General features: G+C 71.9%; 15 protein-coding genes. 6 read left to right on the forward strand and 9 right to left on the reverse strand.

Going from position 1 to position 17816, the window contains the following annotated elements; genetic code table 11:
• Positions 1–97: 97 nt before the first annotated feature.
• From ABT324_RS24955 to ABT324_RS24975, 5 genes are all read right to left on the reverse strand, one after another.
• Positions 98–1372 (reverse strand): carboxylate--amine ligase, encoded by a 1275-nt coding sequence (locus ABT324_RS24955; RefSeq protein ID WP_351182304.1) that lies wholly within the window; start codon positions 1370–1372, stop codon positions 98–100.
• A gap of 10 nt (positions 1373–1382) precedes the next feature.
• Entirely contained in the window at positions 1383–2729 is a 1347-nt protein-coding gene (locus ABT324_RS24960) for a nucleotide sugar dehydrogenase (RefSeq protein WP_351182307.1), read from the reverse strand.
• 201 nt (positions 2730–2930) lie between these two features.
• Complete coding sequence (locus ABT324_RS24965) at positions 2931–3671, reverse strand: polysaccharide deacetylase family protein (RefSeq protein WP_351182310.1); 741 nt, start codon at positions 3669–3671, stop codon at positions 2931–2933.
• 128 nt (positions 3672–3799) lie between these two features.
• Positions 3800–5524 carry an amidohydrolase gene (locus ABT324_RS24970; protein WP_351182313.1) on the reverse strand — a complete coding sequence of 575 codons (1725 nt, stop codon included), beginning with the start codon at positions 5522–5524 and terminating at the stop codon, positions 3800–3802.
• Between the two features lie 137 nt (positions 5525–5661).
• A complete protein-coding gene (locus ABT324_RS24975) occupies positions 5662–6165 on the reverse strand; it encodes a MarR family winged helix-turn-helix transcriptional regulator (RefSeq protein ID WP_351182316.1) in 504 nt (167 codons plus the stop codon).
• 143 nt (positions 6166–6308) lie between these two features.
• On the opposite strand from ABT324_RS24975, the gene ABT324_RS24980 reads away from it, so the two are divergent.
• From ABT324_RS24980 to ABT324_RS24995, 4 genes are all read left to right on the forward strand, one after another.
• On the forward strand, positions 6309–6806 hold the full coding sequence (locus ABT324_RS24980) for a cupin domain-containing protein (protein ID WP_351182319.1): 498 nt from the start codon (positions 6309–6311) through the stop codon (positions 6804–6806).
• A 60-nt stretch (positions 6807–6866) separates the two neighbouring features.
• Positions 6867–7484 carry an NAD(P)H:quinone oxidoreductase gene (gene wrbA / locus ABT324_RS24985; RefSeq protein ID WP_351182322.1) on the forward strand — a complete coding sequence of 206 codons (618 nt, stop codon included), beginning with the start codon at positions 6867–6869 and terminating at the stop codon, positions 7482–7484.
• 92 nt (positions 7485–7576) lie between these two features.
• Positions 7577–8458 (forward strand): NAD(P)-dependent oxidoreductase, encoded by an 882-nt coding sequence (locus ABT324_RS24990; protein WP_351182325.1) that lies wholly within the window; start codon positions 7577–7579, stop codon positions 8456–8458.
• Between the two features lie 137 nt (positions 8459–8595).
• A complete protein-coding gene (locus ABT324_RS24995) occupies positions 8596–9420 on the forward strand; it encodes an LLM class flavin-dependent oxidoreductase (RefSeq protein WP_351182328.1) in 825 nt (274 codons plus the stop codon).
• A 233-nt stretch (positions 9421–9653) separates the two neighbouring features.
• Here ABT324_RS24995 and ABT324_RS25000 read toward each other — a convergent pair whose 3' ends face one another.
• Both ABT324_RS25000 and ABT324_RS25005 read right to left on the reverse strand, forming a co-directional pair.
• A complete protein-coding gene (locus tag ABT324_RS25000) occupies positions 9654–10715 on the reverse strand; it encodes a 2-oxoacid:ferredoxin oxidoreductase subunit beta (protein WP_351182331.1) in 1062 nt (353 codons plus the stop codon).
• Complete coding sequence (locus tag ABT324_RS25005) at positions 10712–12589, reverse strand: 2-oxoacid:acceptor oxidoreductase subunit alpha (RefSeq protein WP_351182334.1); 1878 nt, start codon at positions 12587–12589, stop codon at positions 10712–10714. Before ABT324_RS25005 ends, ABT324_RS25000 begins: the two co-directional genes overlap by 4 nt.
• A gap of 419 nt (positions 12590–13008) precedes the next feature.
• Here ABT324_RS25005 and ABT324_RS25010 point away from each other — a divergent pair, with 419 nt between their 5' ends.
• Both ABT324_RS25010 and ABT324_RS25015 read left to right on the forward strand, forming a co-directional pair.
• Positions 13009–13692, forward strand: coding sequence for a nitroreductase family protein (locus ABT324_RS25010; RefSeq protein ID WP_351182337.1), 684 nt, complete (start codon positions 13009–13011; stop codon positions 13690–13692).
• A gap of 87 nt (positions 13693–13779) precedes the next feature.
• Positions 13780–15147, forward strand: coding sequence for a dihydrolipoyl dehydrogenase family protein (locus ABT324_RS25015; RefSeq protein ID WP_502949790.1), 1368 nt, complete (start codon positions 13780–13782; stop codon positions 15145–15147).
• A 6-nt stretch (positions 15148–15153) separates the two neighbouring features.
• Here the strand turns inward: ABT324_RS25015 and ABT324_RS25020 are convergent, their stop codons facing one another.
• Positions 15154–16386 carry a PAS domain S-box protein gene (locus ABT324_RS25020; protein ID WP_351182343.1) on the reverse strand — a complete coding sequence of 411 codons (1233 nt, stop codon included), beginning with the start codon at positions 16384–16386 and terminating at the stop codon, positions 15154–15156.
• Positions 16387–16439: 53 nt separating this feature from the next.
• Positions 16440–17711 carry an alpha/beta fold hydrolase gene (locus ABT324_RS25025; protein ID WP_351182346.1) on the reverse strand — a complete coding sequence of 424 codons (1272 nt, stop codon included), beginning with the start codon at positions 17709–17711 and terminating at the stop codon, positions 16440–16442.
• Positions 17712–17816 lie beyond the last annotated feature (105 nt).

Raw genomic sequence — 17816 nt, forward strand, 5'->3', positions numbered from 1 at the left:
CGCAGTTCACTGTGGTGGTTGTGCTCTCAGCACTCCTGGTGCCCGGTCCGCGTCACGTCCCCCTCGGGGTGCGGTCGACGTGCCTGGGCAGGCGCCCTCAACGCCTCCCGGGGTGCCCCGCGTCGTAGTTGCGCCCGGGGGCGTACCGCGGTTCGGCCAGCTCCGGGTGGTGGGTGCGCCGTCGCCGCCACGGCCGGGCCACCGCGCGGCAGACCATCCAGGTGCACATCAGGGCGAAGGGCAGCAGGTCGTCGCGGGCGAACCAGGCCCGCTCGTGCACCCGGCGGTTCGACCCCAGCCAGGACCACAGCCCGAGCTCGCCGCTGGACCAGTAGCGCAGCGCCCCGATCGGGTCGTAGTTCTCCACCTGGAACCGGCGGCCGACCTCGGGTCGCCCGGTCGGCACCGGCTGCCCGGTCAGGTCCAGGTAGGACGCCAGCGCCACGTCCATCCCCGCGCTGTCCCGGAACAACCGGAACTGCGCGCCCAGCCGGGGGTTGAAGTCGAGCAGCTTGTACTGCTGGTCCCGCTCGTCCCACCGGAAGTCCAGGTCGACGATGCCGGTGTAGGACAGCTTTTCCAGCAGCGTGCTGGCCGAGCGCAGCAGCGAGTCGTTGTCCACGCAGCGCCCCAGGCTGGTCAGCCCGGCGTGCGCCGGGTAGGACCTCTCCTTGACCCCGGTGAAGGCCGGGCGGCACACCGACTCGCCGTCGCAGTAGCCGTGGAAGAACCAGTCGTAGCCGGGCCCGCCGGGGATGTGCTCCTGCAGCATCAGCTCGCCCGGGCTCCCGCAGTCGCGGAACAGCGCGGCGAGCGCGTCCTCGTCGTCGACGATGGTGGTGCTGCGCACCCGGCCGGTCGCCTGCCACGGGGTGGCGAGCTTGGCGACCAGCGGGTAGCCCACCCGGTCGGCGAACTCCAGCGCCTCGTCCCAGGAACCGACCAACCCCGCCTGCGCGCACGGCACGCCCAACCGGCGGCACAGCTGGTGCAGCGTGTACTTCCCGGCCACCTGCCGCGGCAGGTCGTGCGGCGGCTGGGCGAACTGGAACCACATGCGCAGCGGATCGCCGTGCTCGGCCAGGAAGATCGCCGCCGCGTCGTCGGTGGGGATCAGCACCGCCGTGCGCCCGATCCGCTGCGCCAGCTGCATCAGCCCGAACCGGATCGCCTCCGGGTCCTCGGGATTCGGGCTCCACAACCACCGCCCGCGCACGTACCGCGAGTGCGCGGCCGGGGCCAGCGAGTCCTCGTGCACCGCGTACACCGGGACCCCGGCGCGGCCGAGGCTGCGGATCACCCCGAGCCCGCCGTGGTGCAGCACGTTCGGGTCGAGCTTGAACACCACGGCGGGCGTGGACGTGTCGAACATCGGCAGCACCTCACAACACGCGCCGGTGCGGCACGGAGTCGAACTGGTAGGTCGCGTCGAGCACCTGCGGGCAGTCCCGGGCCCAGCTGTAGTCGGCCCCGGGGTGCGCGGTGTGGATCACCGCGACGTCCCAGTCCCGGCCGCGCGGCGCGGCTTCGCTGGTCATCCGGGTGCCGTCCGGCAGCTCGATCTCCGGCAGCAGCGGGTCGTGGTAGTGCACGTCGACACCCAGCCGCCGCAGCCCGGCCAGGATCGGCAGCGCCGGGGACTCCCGCAGGTCCCGCACCCCCGCCTTGTAGCTGACCCCGGCCAGCAGCACCCGCGCCCCGGAGTGGTCCACGCCCGCTTCGCCGAGCATCTCCACCACCCGCTGCACCACCCGGCTCGGGCGCTGGTCGATCGAGTGCATGGCCTGCTCGATCAGCGGCGCCGACAGCCCGCGCCGCCCCAGCTGCCACAGCAGGTAGTGCGGGTCGCAGGGGATGCAGTGCCCGCCGACGCCGGGTCCGGGGAAGCTGCCCAGGAACCCGTAGGGCTTGGTGCCCGCCGCGACGGTGACCTCGATCGGGTCCAGGCCGAGCACCGCGCAGGCGTCGGCGATCTCGTTGGCCAGCGCCAGGTTCACCGCGCGGAAGATGTTCTCGTAGAGCTTGGTCAGCTCGGCGGCCTCCGGGGAGCTGACCAGGTAGACCCGGTCGGTCATCCGCCGCACCACCTCGGCCGCGCGCTGCGCGCACCGCTGCGTGACACCACCGACCACGCGCGGGGTTTCCCGCTGCACGTGGTCGAAGTTGCCGGGGTCGATGCGCTCGGGGCTGAAAGCCACGTGCACCTCGTCACCGACCAGCAGGCCGCGCTCCCGCAGCGGCTCCACCAGCAGCTGCCGGGTGGTGCCGACGTAGGTGGTCGAGGTCAGCACGATCACCTGACCGCGCTGGGCGTGCGACACGGCGGTCCGGCAGGCCGCGCGCAGGGCCGCCAGGTCCGGGGCGCGCGCGGCGTCCACCGGGGTCGGCACGCACACGATGACCGCGTCGGCCTCGGCCAGCGACGCCGGGTCGCAGGTCAGCTCCAGCCCGCCGCCGTCCAGCGCGGCGGCCAGCCCGCGCCGCTGCTCCGCGGGCAGGTCGACCTCGCCCGCCTTGATCTCGCGGAGCCGCTCCTCGCTGACGTCGAAGCCGATGACCTGCGTCGTGGCGTCGTGCAGCGCGCAGGCGGTGGGCAGCCCGACGTAGCCGAGCCCGACGACCGCCACCACCTCGGTGCGCTCCGGCGCGGTCGGTTCGAAGGCGATCAGCCGGTCGGTCAGCAACCGTTCCCGCCCGTTGATCGCCAGCGACAGCGAATGTCCGCTCACGGTCCCTCCCCCAGTCCGCCGTGCCCGCTGCGAAGAACCGTCCCACCCGCCCGGCCACCGGGGTCTCCTCCACCGAGGTGAACACCCTTACCGAAACTTGAGGACACGTCCCCCACTCGCGCCCCACACCCCGGGCACCACGATGCGAACCAGGCGTCCAACTTCCCTTGGAATCGCGGTGGTCCGGGTCAGGAGGCGCGGTCAGCGGAGTCCGGTGAGCCGGTGGCGGAGGTGCTTGGCGCGCAGGCGCAGCGCGCCGTCGCGGTCGCCGACGTAGGTGCGCGGCAGCGCGAGCGGGCCGGACACCTCCGAGCGCCAGATCGCGCACCCGTACTCGTAGCCCGCCGCCGCCACGGTGTCCACCACCCGCTGGTCGACGTCGCCGTACGGGTAGCAGAACCCGGCGACGTCCTGGCCGGTCAGCTCGCGCAGCAGGTCCCGGCTCTCGACCGCCTCCGCCACCAGCTCGTCACCGTCCAAGTAGGACATGTGCTGGTGCAGTAGCCCGTGCGAGCCGATCTCGACCCCCGCGGCGGCGACCTCCCGCACCTCGTCGGCGGTCATCAACCGCTTGCGCGGGCCCGCCGGATCCCACTCGTTGTCCCCGCCGATCCGCCCGGCGATCACGAACACGGTGCCGGTGCACCCGTGCCGCCGCAGCGCGGGCACCACGTTGCGCGCGAAGTCGGCGTAGCCGTCGTCGAAGGTCAGCCCGACCAGGCCGCGCGCCTCCCCGGCGTGGCGGGCCAGCAGCAGCTCGCGCATCGACACCCCGCGCAGCCCGTTGTCCCGCAGCCAGCGCAGCTGCTGGTCGAAGCGGTGCGGGTCGACCGTCACCAGGTACGGATCGCGCTGGTGGACGGCGACCGAGTGGTACATCAGCACGTACGGGAACGGACGTCCGGTGTCTCGCCAGGTCCGCTTGCCCACGATCTGCGTCATGGCTGACCGCTCCCCCTCGGCGACTCCGACCCGGTGCGGGTGCACCCCACCGGTCCGCCGAGCCTAAGCAGCGATCAGCACCTTCAGATCCGACCGCCGGAGTACGCGCCCTACCGCATCAACACGGCCTACAGGTCCCCGTACTCGCCGACGCGGCGACCGGCGACCCAGGTCTGCAGCGTGCGTGTCTGCCAGCGCGCCCGGCCGGGCGGCGGGTCCAGCGGGTCCTGGTCGAGCAGGACGAAGTCGGCCCACTTGCCGGGTTCGAGGCTGCCGAGCACCCGCTCCTGGTGCGCGGCGAACGCGGCGTCGAGGGTGAACGAGCGCAGCGCCTCGTGCGGGGTCATCGCCTGCTGCGGGTACCAGCCGCCGACCGGCTTCCCGTCGCGGTCGGTGCGGGTGATGGCGGCGTGCAGCCCGTCGAACGGGTTCTCCGAGGACACCGGGAAGTCCGAGCCGGAGGCGATGGTGATGCCCTGCTCCAGCATGGTCCGCCACGCGTAGGCGCCCGCGATGCGCTGCGGGCCGACGCGGTCCTCTGCCATGTTCATGTCGTCGGTGGCGTGCACCGGCTGCATCGAGGCGATGATCCCGTGGCGGCGCAGCCGCGGGATGTCCTCCACCGCGAGAATCTGCGCGTGCTCGATGCGGTGCCGCATGTCCCCGCCGCCCTCGGCCAGCGCGGCCTCGTAGGCGTCGAGCACCATCCGGTTCCCGGCGTCGCCGATTGCGTGCGTGGCGACCTGGAAGCCGTCGCGCATCACCTGCGTGACGCGGTTGCGCAGTTCGGCGGCGTCCAGCTGCGGCAGCCCGGAGTTCTCCGGGTCGTCGCTGTAGGGCGCGAGCATCGCGGCGCCGTGCGAGCCGAGCGCACCGTCGATGTAGAGCTTGACGGTGCGGACCCGCAGCATGTCGTCGGCGAAGGAGTCGCCGCGCGCCTGGGCGCCGAGCTCGCGGTAGGCGTCGTAGGTGAGGAACGAGTTGGTGCGGATGGTCAGCTCGCCGGAGGCGGCCAGCTGGTGCAGGACGGCGAGCTCGGCGGCGCTGGTGCCCGCGTCGCTGACCGAGGTCATGCCCACCTCGTGCAGCTTGCGCTGCGCGGCGAGGAAGTTCTGCTTGATGTCCTCGGTGGTCGGCTTCGGCAGGTGGGTCTCGACGAGGTCCTGCGCGGCGTCGACGAAGGCCCCGGTGGGTGCGCCGTCGGGTCCGCGCACGATCTCCCCACCGGGCGGGGTCGGGGTGTCGCGGGTGATGCCGACCTGCCGCAGCGCGGCGGTGTTGGCCACCCCCGCGTGCCCGTCGACCCGCACCAGCCACACCGGCCGGTCGGGCACCACGGCGTCCAGGTCGGCGGCCGTCGGCAGCCGCCCCAACCCCCAGATCACGTCGTTCCAGCCGCGACCGAGGATCCACGGCCGGTCGGGGTGCTCCGCGGCGAAGGTCCCGAGCGCCCGCACCGCCTCGTCCAACGATCCGGTCCCGGCCAGGTTGAGCTGCGAGACGTTGGCCCCGAGCTGCCCGAAGTGCCCGTGCGCGTCGTGCAGGCCGGGGATGAGCACCCGTCCCCGCCCGTCGATGCGCTCGGCGCCCCCGGCGTTGGCCACGTCGAGCCCGCCGACGCGCCCGTCGGCCTCGACCAGCAGGCTGGTGAACTCAAGCGGCCCGTCCGGGGTCAGGGTGAAGCCGCGCACGTTGTCGATCAGCACCCGGCCGCCCTCGCGCGCGCCACCCGGCGCACCGCTGGAGCACCCGGCGGTGACCGCCACCCCGGCGGTGGCCAGTCCGACGAGCTTGAGGAACTGCGCCCGGGAGATCCGGGGCTGTGGGGAACGCCGACAGCACTGCTGGCACATCGCCGACCTCCTCGGTGATCATCCGCCCAGCGAAGGTATGCCCACCTCGTTGCAGAGTCAATGAACCGCCGGTGGGTGAACCGCCCGCCGAGCCCGCACCCTGCTGGCGCCCACCCCCAGCACCCCTCGGGCCCGGCTCAGCCGGCCGGCGCGGTGTCGCCGCAGGACTCCAGCACCGCGGCGAGCGCGACCGCGAGGTGGTCGCGCTCCTCCGGAGGCAGCCCCTCGACGAGCCGGGCCTCGTTGGCCAGGTGCAGCGGCAGGACCTCGTCGATGACCTGCAGCCCCCGCTCGGTGAGCTGGACCTTGACCGAGCGCCGGTCGACCTCGTCGCGCACCCGGGCGACCAGGCCCTTCTTCGCCATCCGGTCGACGCGCAGGGTGATCGCCCCGGTGGTGACCAGCGATTCCTTGAGGAAGGTCCCGGCGGTCAGCGCGTAGGGCTCCCCGGAGCGCCGCAGCGTGGACAGCACGTCGAACTCCCCGGGTTCGAGGTCGTGCTGGGCGAGGAAGTCCTTGATCTCCTTGTCCCACATGCGGGACAGCCGCATGATCCGGCCGACGACGCCGAGGGGCGTGAAGTCCAGCTCAGGCCGCGCCCGGCGCCACTGCTCCAGCACCGCGGACACCGCATCCGCCATGGGTCCACCTCCGGTTCCAAATATCTGAGCGCTCATTTAATTGACACTCATGCGAGCACTGGTTATCTTAGCACTCGTCTAGTTGGTGGCGGCCCGGACGAAAACACGGTCCGCGCGCCCCACCCCCACCCGAGGAGCACGACGTGTCCTACCCAGATCCCCGCTACTTCGGCGAGCACGGCGAGATCAGCGCCACCTTCCGGCCCGCGACCGCCGCGCCCGACTTCGTCGCCAAGCCCGTCACCAGCGACGGCCAGGGGACCACCTACCACTACCTGTCCACCACCGCCTCCACCGGCGGCGAGTACGGCCTGTACCGGGTGGACATGGGGCCGGAGGCCGCCGGGCCCAGCACGCACTTCCACAAGGCGATGTCGGAGGCCTTCTTCGTCCTCTCCGGCACCATGCGGCTGTTCGACGGGGAGCGCTGGATCGACGCCACCTCGGGCGACTACCTGTACGTGCCCGTGGGTGGCCTGCACGCCTTCCGCAACGAGTCCGGCGAACCGGCCTCGATGCTGATGCTCTTCGCTCCCGGCGCGCCCCGCGAGGAGTACTTCGAGGGCATCACCGAGCTCGGCGACCTCACCGACGAGGAGCGCGCGGAGTTCTTCGTGCGCCACGACAGCTTCTTCGTCTGATCCTGCCGAACCGCCTGAACCGAGCTGCCGAACCCAGCTGAACCGCAGAAGGAAAGAACCATGACCAACGTCGCCGTCATCCACTACTCCTCCACCGGCAACATTCACTCCATGGCCAAGGCCGCCGCCGAGTCCGCCGAGAAGGCTGGCGCCGAGGTCCGGCTGCTCAAGGTCGCCGAGCTGGCGCCCGCCGAGGTCATCGCGACCAACCCGGCCTGGGCCGAGCACGCCGCGGCCACCGCCGAGCTCCCCGAGGCGAGCCTGGCCGACGTGGAGTGGGCCGACGTCCTGCTCTTCGGCACCCCGACCCGCTTCGGCCTGCCCGCCGCGCAGCTCAAGCAGTTCCTCGACACCACCGGTGGCCTGTGGTTCCAGGGCAAGCTGGTGAACAAGGTCGTCTCCTCGTTCACCTCCACCTCGACCGGCCACGGCGGCCAGGAGAGCACCCTGTTGGCGCTGAACAACACCTTCTACCACTGGGGCGCGATCATCGTGCCGCCCGGCTTCGCCGACCCGGTCCAGTTCGACGCGCTCAACGGCAACCCGTACGGCGCGAGCAGCGTCTCCGCCAACAACCCGGACAACGTGGCCGAGGCGAACCTCGCCGCGGTCGAGTTCCAGGCCCGCCGCGCCGTGGAGATCGCCTCGGCGCTGCAGCGCGGGTTCGCCACCGCCTGAGCGGCCCTGGTCGCGCCGGTCACCGTCCTGTTCGGACCCACCGGCGCAGCCGCTCCCACGACGTACTAGCCGTTCTCGAGGAAGGTGAGCACATGGTCGACACCGAGGTTCGACCCGGTGTGACGGTGATCGGGTTGGGTGAGATGGGTTCAGCCCTCGCTGGGGCGTACCTGGGCGCCGGGCACCGGACGACGGTGTGGAACCGCACCGCGGCACGGGCGGACGCGCTGGTCGCCCGGGGCGCGGAACGGGCCGGAACGGTCCGGGAGGCCGTGCGCGCCAGTCCGATCGTGGTCGTGTCGGTGCAGGGCAACGACGTCGCCCGGGAAGTCCTGGACACCGCGGGAGAGGAACTGGCCGGCCGAGTCGTCGTCAACCTGACGGACGGCCCGTCCGCCTCGGCGCGCGAGGTCGCCGAGCTCGTCGCGGCGAGGGACGCGTGGTACCTGCACGGGCAGATCATGACCATTGCACCGGGCGTGGGCGCGCCGGAGGCCGTGGTCTTCTACGGCGGCGACAGGGCGGCCTACGACCGCTACCGCTCGGAGCTGGAGCTGCTGGGTGGCCGGAGCGTCTTCGTCTCGGCCGACCCCGGTGTGCCGGGGCTCTACGGGATGGCGGTGCACGGCACGATGTGGGGCCTGCTCAACGGGTTCCTGCACGCGGCGGCGATGCTGTCGAGCGAGGGCATCACGACGAAGCAGTTCCTGGAGCACGCCGACCCGTCGATGGCGGCGCTGGCAGCGTTCCTCCCGATGATCGGCGACGAGGTGGACCGCGGCGAGCACGCGACCGAGTTCGGCGGCCTCAAGCACCACCTGCCGTCGATCGACGACCTGGTGCTGGAGAGCCGCGCGCGAGGTCTGGACGCCGAGCTCCCGGAGTACACCCAGGGCCTGGTGGACCGCGCCCTGGCCGATGGTCACGGCGACGACAGCTACTCCCGCCTGGTCGACTACTTCCGGGCAGGTTGATCACGGCGGTGCGCGGCTGCGGTAGGCTGAGGCCACTCTGATCAGGTTCCCCAGGAGTGCGCCGCAGAACGGGAACCCGCTTGCGCGAGACGAGGGGCGGCACAGGTGTTCACCCTGCCCTCCTGGAGGCGCAAGACATGAAGATCGGCCTCGGCCTGCCCATCGCCAACCCCACTGCCCTGCTGACCTGGGCGCGACTGGCGGATGACGGTCCGTTCAGCACGCTCGGCCTGCTGGACCGCCTGGTATACGACAACCCGGAACCCCTGGTCACCCTGGCGACGCTCGCCGGTGCGACCCGCCGGGTCCGGCTCCAGACCGAAGTCCTGCTCGCCCCGCTGCGCCAGGCCCCGCTGCTGGCCAAGCAGGCGGCGACCCTGGCCCAGCTCAGCGGGAACCGCTTCACCCTCGGCATCGGGGTCGGCGGACGTGAGGACGACCACGCGGCAGCTGGCACGGAGCTCCAGCGGCGCGGGCAGGTCCTCGACGAGCAGCTGGAGCTGGTGCACCGCCTCTGGTCCGGCGAACCGCACGGCGACAGCGCTGGACCGATCGGCCCGGCGGTGCGCCCGGAGGTCCTCTTCGGCGGCTTCCGCCCGAAGGCCGTCGACCGCGTGGGCCGCTGGGGGGACGGCTTCCTGGCCGCGGGCCCCCTGGAGTACATGGAGACGACGTTCGCCCTGGCCAGGATGTCCTGGCAGGCCCACGGCCGACCAGGCGAGCCCCGCCTGGTCGGCCAGCTCAACACGGCGATCGGCCCGGAGGAGGTGGCCGGCGAAGCCCGGACCGAGATGACCCGCTACTACGGCGACGAGAACTTCGCCAACGCCATGGTCACCACCCCAGCAACGCTGCGGGCCCAGCTGTCCCACCTCGAATCCCTGGGCGCGGACGAAGCGGTGCTCTACTGCTGGTCCCCCAACCCCGACCAGGTCAACCACCTGGCAGATCTCATCTCCTGACCCACCCGCGCGAACCCTCCGGCACTCCCGCCCTAAGAAGTCCGCGCGAGGCTGTCGCTCCAGCTGCTCGCGGAGCTCGGGGAGACCTGGACCTGGAGACGAGGAACTGCTTCCTCGACAAGCTCAAGCGCGGCGGGATCGACCCCAGCTGACTGCCGCTCCCGGCACCGCGTGGTGGAGGGCACCTCTCGCCGACGTGCTCGGTGAGAGGTGCCCTCCACCCGGGTCGGACCTCAGATGGTCCAGGTGTCGTTGCCTTGGAGGAGTTGTTGGAGGTTGGCCGGCTTGGACTGCTGGGCCTCCGCGACCTGGGTGCGGGCCAGGTCGTCGTAGGTGGGGCGCTGGACCGCGCGGAAGACGCCCGTCACCGCCGGGTTGAGGTCCTGGCCGCCGAGGCGGGACAGGGCGAAGGCGTAGGACGGGTCCTCGCGGTGCGCGTCGTGCACCACCACGTCGGCCTCGTCCACTTCGGACAGCTTGGCGACGCGGAAGCCGTCGCGTCCGGAGACCACGCCGAAGCGCTCGTCCTCCGGGCCGAAGGCGATCGGCTCGCCGTGCTTGAGGGCGACGATGCGGCGCTGCTTCTCCTCGTTGTCCTTGAGCACGTCGAAGGCGCCGTCGTTGAAGATCGGGCAGTTCTGGTAGATCTCCACCAGGGCGCTGCCGCGGTGCTCGGCCGCCGCCTTCAGCGTCTCCGTCACGCTCGCGCGGTCCGAGTCGATCACCCGCGCCACGAACGACGCCTCCGCGCCCAGCGCCAGCGACACCGGGTTGAACGGGTGGTCCAGCGACCCCACCGGGGTCGACTTGGTGACCTTGCCGACCTCGCTGGTCGGCGAGTACTGGCCCTTGGTCAGGCCGTAGATCCGGTTGTTGAACAGCAGGATCTTCAGGTTCACGTTGCGGCGCAGCGCGTGGATCAGGTGGTTGCCGCCGATGGACAGGGCGTCGCCGTCACCGGTGACCACCCAAACCGACAGGTCCGGGCGGCTGGTCGCCAGCCCGGTCGCGATCGCCGGGGCTCGGCCGTGGATGGAGTGCATCCCGTAGGTGTTCATGTAGTACGGGAACCGGGAGGAGCACCCGATGCCCGAGATGAACACGATGTTCTCCCGCTTCAGGCCCAGCGACGGCAGGAAGCCCTGCACCGCGTTGAGCACGACGTAGTCGCCGCACCCCGGGCACCAGCGCACCTCCTGGTCGGACTTGAAGTCCTTGGCCTTCTGCGGCTCGTCGGCGGTCGGCACCCCGGCCAGCCCGCCCAGACCCGGAATTCCCAGATCGGTGGTCGTCACGCGGACACCCCCTGCACCACGTCGGTGAGCACGTTCTGCAGCTCCTCGGCTCGGAACGGCAGTCCCGCCACCTTCGTGTAGGACTGCACGTCGACCAGGTAGCGGGCGCGCAGCAGCATCGCCAGCTGCCCCAGGTTCATCTCCGGGACGATCACCCTGTCGTAGCTGCGCAGCACTTCGCCAAGGTTGCCCGGCATCGGGTTGAGGTGGCGCAGGTGGGCCTGCGCGATGGACATGCCCTGCGCGCGCACCCGGCGGCAGGCGGCGCCGATCGGGCCGAAGGACGAGCCCCAGCCCAGCACCAGCACGCGGGCCTCGCCGGACGGGTCGTCGACGGTGAGGTCCGGGACCCGCACACCGTCGACCTTCGCCTGCCGGATCCGCACCATCCTGTCGTGGTTGTCCGGGTCGTAGGAGATGTTGCCCTTGCCCTCGGCCTTCTCCAGGCCGCCGACCCGGTGCTCCAGGCCCGGCGTGCCCGGCACCGCCCACTCGCGGGCCAGCGTCTCCGGGTCGCGCACGTAGGGCCAGAACTCGCCGGAACCGTCCGGCGCGTTGGGCTCGGTGGCGAACCGGACGCGCAGGTCGGGCAGCTTCTCCACGTCGGGCACCAGCCACGGCTCCGAGCCGTTGGCGATCGCGCCGTCGGACAGCAGCACCACCGGGGTGCGGTAGATCAGGGCGATGCGCGCCGCGTCCAGCGCCGCGTCGAAGCAGTCCGCGGGCGAGCACGGGGCGATCACCGGCACCGGCGACTCGCCGTTGCGGCCGTGCAGGGCCTGCAGCAGGTCGGCCTGCTCGGTCTTGGTCGGCAACCCGGTGGACGGGCCGCCGCGCTGGATGTCGCACACCAGCAGCGGCAGCTCCAGCGCCACCGCCAGACCGATGGTCTCCGACTTCAGCGCCAGGCCCGGGCCGGAGGTGGTCGTCACGCCCAGCGCCCCGCCGAAGGAGGCGCCCAGCGCCGCGCCGACACCGGCGATCTCGTCCTCCGCCTGGAAGGTGGTGACGCCGAAGTTCTTGTGCTTGGCCAGCTCGTGCAGCACGTCCGAGGCGGGCGTGATCGGGTAGGTGCCCAGGAACACCGGCAGCTCGCTGCGCCGCCCGGCCGCGACGATGCCGTAGGCCAGGGCGGTGTTGCCGGTGATCTGCCGGTAGGTGCCCGCGGGCAGCTTGGCGGGCGCGACCTCGTAGGTCACCGCGAACGACTCGGTGGTCTCGCCGTAGTTCCAGCCCGCGCGGAAGGCCAGCACGTTGGCCTCGGCGATCAGCGGCTTCTTGGCGAACTTCTCGCGCAGGAACCGCTCGGTGCCCTCGGTGGGCCGGTGGTACATCCACGACAGCAGCCCGAGGGCGAACATGTTCTTGCAGCGCTCGGCGTCCTTCTTGCCCAGCCCGGTGCCCTCCAGGGCGCCCTGGGTCAGGGTCGCCATCGCCACCTGGTGCACCTGGTAGCGGTCCAGGTCGTCACCCTCCAGCGGGTTGCTGTCGTAGCCGACCTTGGACAGGTTGCGCTTGCTGAACTCGTCGGTGTTGACGATCAGGATGCCGCCGTGCGGCAGATCGCCCAGGTTGGCCTTGAGCGCCGCCGGGTTCATCGCCACCAGCACGTCCGGCCGGTCACCCGGGGTCAGGATGTCGTAGTCGGCGAAGTGCAGCTGGAAGCTCGAGACGCCGGGCAGGGTGCCGGCGGGGGCGCGGATCTCGGCGGGGAAGTTCGGCAGCGTCGCCAGGTCGTTGCCGAATGCCGCGGCTTCGGAGGTGAACCTGTCACCCGTCAGCTGCATGCCGTCGCCGGAGTCCCCGGCGAACCGGATGACCACCCGGTTCAGCTTCTGGGCCCCGTTGGTCCGGTGCCCGTTCGCGGTGCTCAACTTGATCCGTTCCCCTTCACCTGCAGGCAACGTCCATCCTGTGGCGAACGATACATGCCCAGCGTTTGTTCCGATCATGCCGGAGAGCCGCCCGATCCCCCTTCCGCACGATTGCGCACATCTGCCTCCCCGCCACCGATCTTTAGCGGAACAATCGAGTTCCACTCCGGGCCGCAGGTGGTGCCACCTGCACCGGCGCACCGAGGTGCGGACGACGACGGCCACCCGGTGAAAATTGTGACTTGCCCCATATCCGGGCCACCGGGCGCGGGTCCGCGTGCCGGTTTTCCCACTCCCCGGGAAGGCGTTCACCGGAGCGGCCGATACCTGCCGAGGTGGGCGCGGGCTTACAACCAGCCTACCGACTGCCCATCGAACTGTCGGGCACCGCCGGGAACCCCACGGCCCGAGGAGGACCAGTGACCGCGCCAGCACCCCGCCCCCACTCCCACCCCTTCACCCCGTACAACCCGCCGCGGCTGCCCGCCGCCGAGGGCCTGCGGCGCGGGCGGGAGCTCTTCGAGCACCTGGACGGCCGCCGCAGCGTCCGATTCTTCAGCTCCGACCCGGTGCCGCGCGAGGCGGTCGAACTCGCGGTGCGGACCGCCAACACCGCGCCCAGCGGCGCCCACCAGCAACCATGGACCTTCGTGGCGGTGCAGGACCCCGACCTCAGGCACCGCATCCGGCTGGCCGCCGAGGCCGAGGAACGCGCGTTCTACGAGCGCGCGGACATCCCGCAGTGGCACGGAGCGCTGTCGCGCCTGGAGACCGACGCGAACAAGGAGTTCCTCGACGTCGTGCCGTGGATCGTGGTCGCCTTCGCGCAGAAGTACCGGGTGACCAGCAGCGGTCGGCAGAAGCACTACTACGTCAACGAGAGCGTCGGCATCGCCTGCGGCATGTTCATCACCGCCCTGCACACCATGGGGCTGGCGACCCTGACGCACACCCCGAACCCGATGGGGTTCCTGACCAGCATCCTGGACCGCCCGTCCAGCGAGCGGCCCTACATCCTGTTCCCGGTCGGGTACCCGGCAGCCGACTGCGAGGTGCCCGAGCTGACCCGCAAGCCCCTGGACGAAGCCCTGCTCTGGCGCTGAGGCCCACCCATGGCGGGCGCCGGACCGAGGTGCGGGCCGGGCACCGAAGTGGTGCCCTGGGACGGAGTGGTCACGACCGGGAACGGGGTGGGTGCAGTGGTCGACGAGGTCGACGTGGTGGTGATCGGCATGGGGCCGGGCGGGGAGGACGTCGCCGCCCGGTTGGCCAGCGCCGGGCTCTCCGTGGTCGCGGCGGAGTCCCGGCTGGTCGGCGGCGAGTGCCCGTACTTCGCCTGCGTGCCGACCAAGATGATGGTGCGGGCCACCGACGCGCTGGGCGAGGCCCGCCGGGTGCCCGACCTGGCCGGGCGGGTCGAGGTGCACCCGGACTGGACGCCGGTGGCCGACCGGATCCGCGACGAGGCCACCACCGGCTGGGACGACGAGGTCGCCGCGCGGCGCTTCGAGCGCACCGGCGGCCGCCTGGTGCGCGGCTTCGGGCGGATCAGCGCTCCCGGCGAGGTCACCGTCGACGACCAGGTGTTCCGCGCGCGGCGCGGCATCGTGCTCAACCCGGGCACCGACCCCGCGGTGCCGCCGATCGACGGGCTCGACGGAAGTCCATATTGGACGAACCGGGACGCGGTGCCGACGCGCGAGGTGCCGGAGTCGCTGCTGGTGCTCGGCGGCGGGCCGGTCGGCCTGGAGTTCGCGCAGGTCTTCGCCCGGTTCGGCAGCTCCGTCGCGGTGGTCGAGGCCCAGCCCCGGCTGCTGCCCGCGGCCGAACCGGAGGCCTCGGAGGTGATCACCAGCGCGCTGCTCGCCGAGGGCGTCCAGGTGCGTACCGGTAACGGCGTGGAGCACGTCAAGCACGACGACCAGTTCGAGGTGCGGTTGGCGGGCGGCGACCAGCTCACCGCGCAGCGGCTGCTGGTGGCCACCGGTCGGCGCACCGACCTGGGCGCGCTGGGCGTCGGCGCGGTCGGGTTGGACGAGCGGGCGCGCACCATCCCGGTGGACGAGCGGATGCGCGCCGCCGACGGTGTCTGGGCGATCGGCGACGTCACCGGGCGCGGCGCGTTCACGCACACCTCCGTCTACCAGGCGCGCGTCGCCGCCGCCGACATCCTCGGCCAGGACGGCGAGACCGCCGACTACCGGGCGATGCCCGCCGTGACCTTCACCGATCCCGAGGTCGCCACCGTCGGGCTGACCGAGGCGCAGGCGCGGGACGCCGGGATCGAGGTGCGCACCGGGAGCACCCGGATCGAGGACTCCGCGCGCGGCTGGATCCACGCGGTCGGCAACGCCGGGATCATCAAGCTGGTCGCCGACGCCGGGCGCGGGGTGCTGGTTGGGGCCACGGTGGTGGCACCCGCTGGCGGCGAGGTGGTCGGCGCGCTCGCGGTGGCGGTGCACGCCGAGGTCCCCGTCCCCCGGCTCCGCAGCATGATCTTCGCCTACCCGACCTTCCACCGGGCGATCGAGACCGCCCTCGCCGACCTCGACGTCTGAGCGGTGTCAGCGGCCGCCGCCCGCCTCGCGGCGGCGGCGCTTGCTGGCGTACATGTCGCGGTCGGCCAGGTGCAGCAGCGTGTCCGGGGCGATCGACGGGTCCGCGGTCACCGCGTGCCCGACGCTGGCCTGCAGGCTCACCGTGGTCCCGTGCACCACGACCTCGGTGTTCAGGTGGTCCTCCACCCGCTCCCGGAGCTGCTCCGCGGCGGCGGCGTCCGGCAGCAGGCTGAGCACCACGAACTCGTCCCCGCCGAGGCGCGCGACGGTGTCCCCGGCCCGCACCGCGTGCTGGATCTCCCGAGCGGCGGAGATCAACAGCTGGTCGCCGACGGCGTGGCCGAAGCGGTCGTTGGTGGGTTTGAGCTGGTCGAGGTCGGCCAGCACCACGGCCAGCACCCCGTTGCCGCGCTCGAGCTGCTGCAGCCCGTGGTCCAGCCGGTCGGCGAGCAGGGCGCGGTTGGCCAGCCCGGTCAGCGGGTCGTGCAGCGCGAGGTGGGCCAGGTGGGCGTCCACCATCCGCTGCTCGCCGATGTCCTCGTACTGGCTGACCAGGTACGCCGGGGCGCCGTCGGCCCCGGGCACCGCGGTGGCCCGGATCAGCATCCAGATCGGGCGGCCGTCCTTGTGCCGGTAGCGCTTCTCCAGGTTCACCGAGTCGACCACGCCGGAGATCAAGTCCTCCAGCGCCGTCATGCCCGGCCCCTCGTCCTCCTCGTAGGTGACGTCGGCGAACGACATCGACAGCATCTCCTCGCGCGAGTAGCCGAGCATCGCGCAGAGCGTGTCGTTGACCGCCGTCCAGGAGCCCTTCAGGTCCAGCAGCGCCATCCCGATCGGCGCGTTGGCGAAGCTGCGCTGCCAGAGCAGTTCGGCCTCGCGGCGCTGGGTGATGTCCTGGATCTGGGACAGGAAGTACACCGCGGTGCCGTCCGGGTCGCGGATGAAGGTGCGGGCCACCAGCGCCCAGATCAGGCTCCCGTCGGAGCGGATGTAGCGCTTCTCCAGGGGGTGCTCCGACTCCACCGGCCCCTCGTCATCGATGTCATCCGGGTGGGTGAAGTCGCGGTAGTCCCGCCCCTCCAGCTCCTCGCTGCGGTAGCCGAGCAACCGGCACAACGCTGCGTTGACGTGCAGGTACCGGCCCTGCAAGTCGAGGATGGCCATCGCCGCGGCCGCTTGGTCGAAGATGCGTTGCCAGGGCACGCCACCAGCGCCGCTCGGCTTCGATGCGGACATGAGAACCGAACCATAGCGGGACGGCCCGCCCCGTGCAGCAGGGGTTCGGTGCGTCAGGCGTCACCCCGGTTCATCGCCAGCAGCCGGTCCAGCACCGCCGGTGAGGCCTTGACGCCGTCGTGCTCGTACTCGTTGGTCACCCACACCCGGGCGCCGCGCACCTGCTCGGCGGAGGCCAGCGCGTGGTCCCGGTCGACGAACATGTCGTCGTGGTAGACCGCCGCGGCCACCGGGATCTCGTTGCGGGCCAGCTGGTCGAGGTCGTAGAGCGCCGGCCAGTCGCTCTTGGCGGCGAGCAGGTCGGCGGCCTCGCGCAGCGGCACCAGCGCGGGGTCCTGCTCGAACTGCCAGGGGTAGATCATCTCGCCGGTGAAGTTGACCCGGTCGGCGGTGGTCCAGTCGAACTCGGGGAACTCCGCGCGGATCCGGTGCGCCGACCACTGCGAGGCGGTGCCCTGGCAGTAAATGGACTCGTGCAGCACCGCGTAGAGCGGACGCGGGGCGAAGGAGAGCACCGCGTCCGCGCCGCGCAGGAAGGTGTCGGAGAGCTGGTCGCCGATGAACGCCTCCTCCAGCAGGTAGTGCAGCGCGTCGAACTGCGAGCCCTGGCCGAACTGGATGCCCAGGGTCTGGAACCGCTCCGGGGTGAGCCGCTCCCCGGTGGGCATCAGCACCTCGTGCTCGGCGAGGTGCTCGACGACCCGCCGCGCGATCTCGGCGTCCCGCGGGTAGCGCGCGAAGTAGGCCTCGTTCTTGCGCAGGGTGCGGGGGTAGGCGGCGCGGTAGACGTCGTCGGCGTGGCCGGTCAGCGTCGGGATGCCGCCGGTGATCAGCACCTGCCGCAGCCCCTGGGGGGCCAGCGAGAGGTAGGTCAGCGCGCAGAACCCGCCGAAGCTCTGCCCCAGCACCGACCACGGCTCGTCCCCGATCAGCTGGGCGCGGACCGCCTCGGCGTCGCGCACGATCGAGTCGGCGCGCAACAGGCTGAGGCGCTCGGCCTGCTGCTGCGGAGTCAGCCCGGCCAGGCTCTGCCGGTTCGCCGGGGTGCTGCGCCCGGTGCCGCGCTGGTCGAGCAGCAGCACCCGGTGGTCCTGCAGCGCGCGGCCCAGCCACGCGCTGGTGCTCAGCGGCCGTTCCGCCTTGCCGCCCGGCCCGCCCTGGAAGTAGACCAGCCACGGCAGCTGCTGGTCCTGCTTGGCGGGGGCGACCACCTCCCTCCCGAATACCTCGATCTCCCCGGCTGCCGGGTCGTCGTGGCGCAGCGGGACCCGGAACACGTGGTCCCGGGCCACCAACCCCGGGCGGCGGTAGGTGACGGACGACATCCAAACCCTCCACAGTGGACTAGCGGAACCAGGTCTCGGGGTACAGCATCCCAGCTCCGCCGCGCGGCGTGGGCCGCGACTTCCACCGGGGTCGGGCGGCCGACC

It is taken from the genome of Saccharopolyspora sp. NPDC000359, from assembly GCF_040300525.1.
GTDB lineage: Bacteria > Actinomycetota > Actinomycetes > Mycobacteriales > Pseudonocardiaceae > Saccharopolyspora.

Coding starts and splice junctions, on each gene's coding strand:
- ABT324_RS24955 (WP_351182304.1), bottom strand. CDS start 1,372: ATGTTCGACACGTCCACGCCCGCCGTGGTGTTCAAGCTCGACCCGAAC.
- ABT324_RS24965 (WP_351182310.1), bottom strand. CDS start 3,671: ATGACGCAGATCGTGGGCAAGCGGACCTGGCGAGACACCGGACGTCCG.
- ABT324_RS24970 (WP_351182313.1), bottom strand. CDS start 5,524: ATGTGCCAGCAGTGCTGTCGGCGTTCCCCACAGCCCCGGATCTCCCGG.
- ABT324_RS24975 (WP_351182316.1), bottom strand. CDS start 6,165: ATGGCGGATGCGGTGTCCGCGGTGCTGGAGCAGTGGCGCCGGGCGCGG.
- wrbA (WP_351182322.1), top strand. CDS start 6,867: ATGACCAACGTCGCCGTCATCCACTACTCCTCCACCGGCAACATTCAC.
- ABT324_RS24990 (WP_351182325.1), top strand. CDS start 7,577: ATGGTCGACACCGAGGTTCGACCCGGTGTGACGGTGATCGGGTTGGGT.
- ABT324_RS24995 (WP_351182328.1), top strand. CDS start 8,596: ATGAAGATCGGCCTCGGCCTGCCCATCGCCAACCCCACTGCCCTGCTG.
- ABT324_RS25020 (WP_351182343.1), bottom strand. CDS start 16,386: ATGTCCGCATCGAAGCCGAGCGGCGCTGGTGGCGTGCCCTGGCAACGC.
- ABT324_RS25025 (WP_351182346.1), bottom strand. CDS start 17,711: ATGTCGTCCGTCACCTACCGCCGCCCGGGGTTGGTGGCCCGGGACCAC.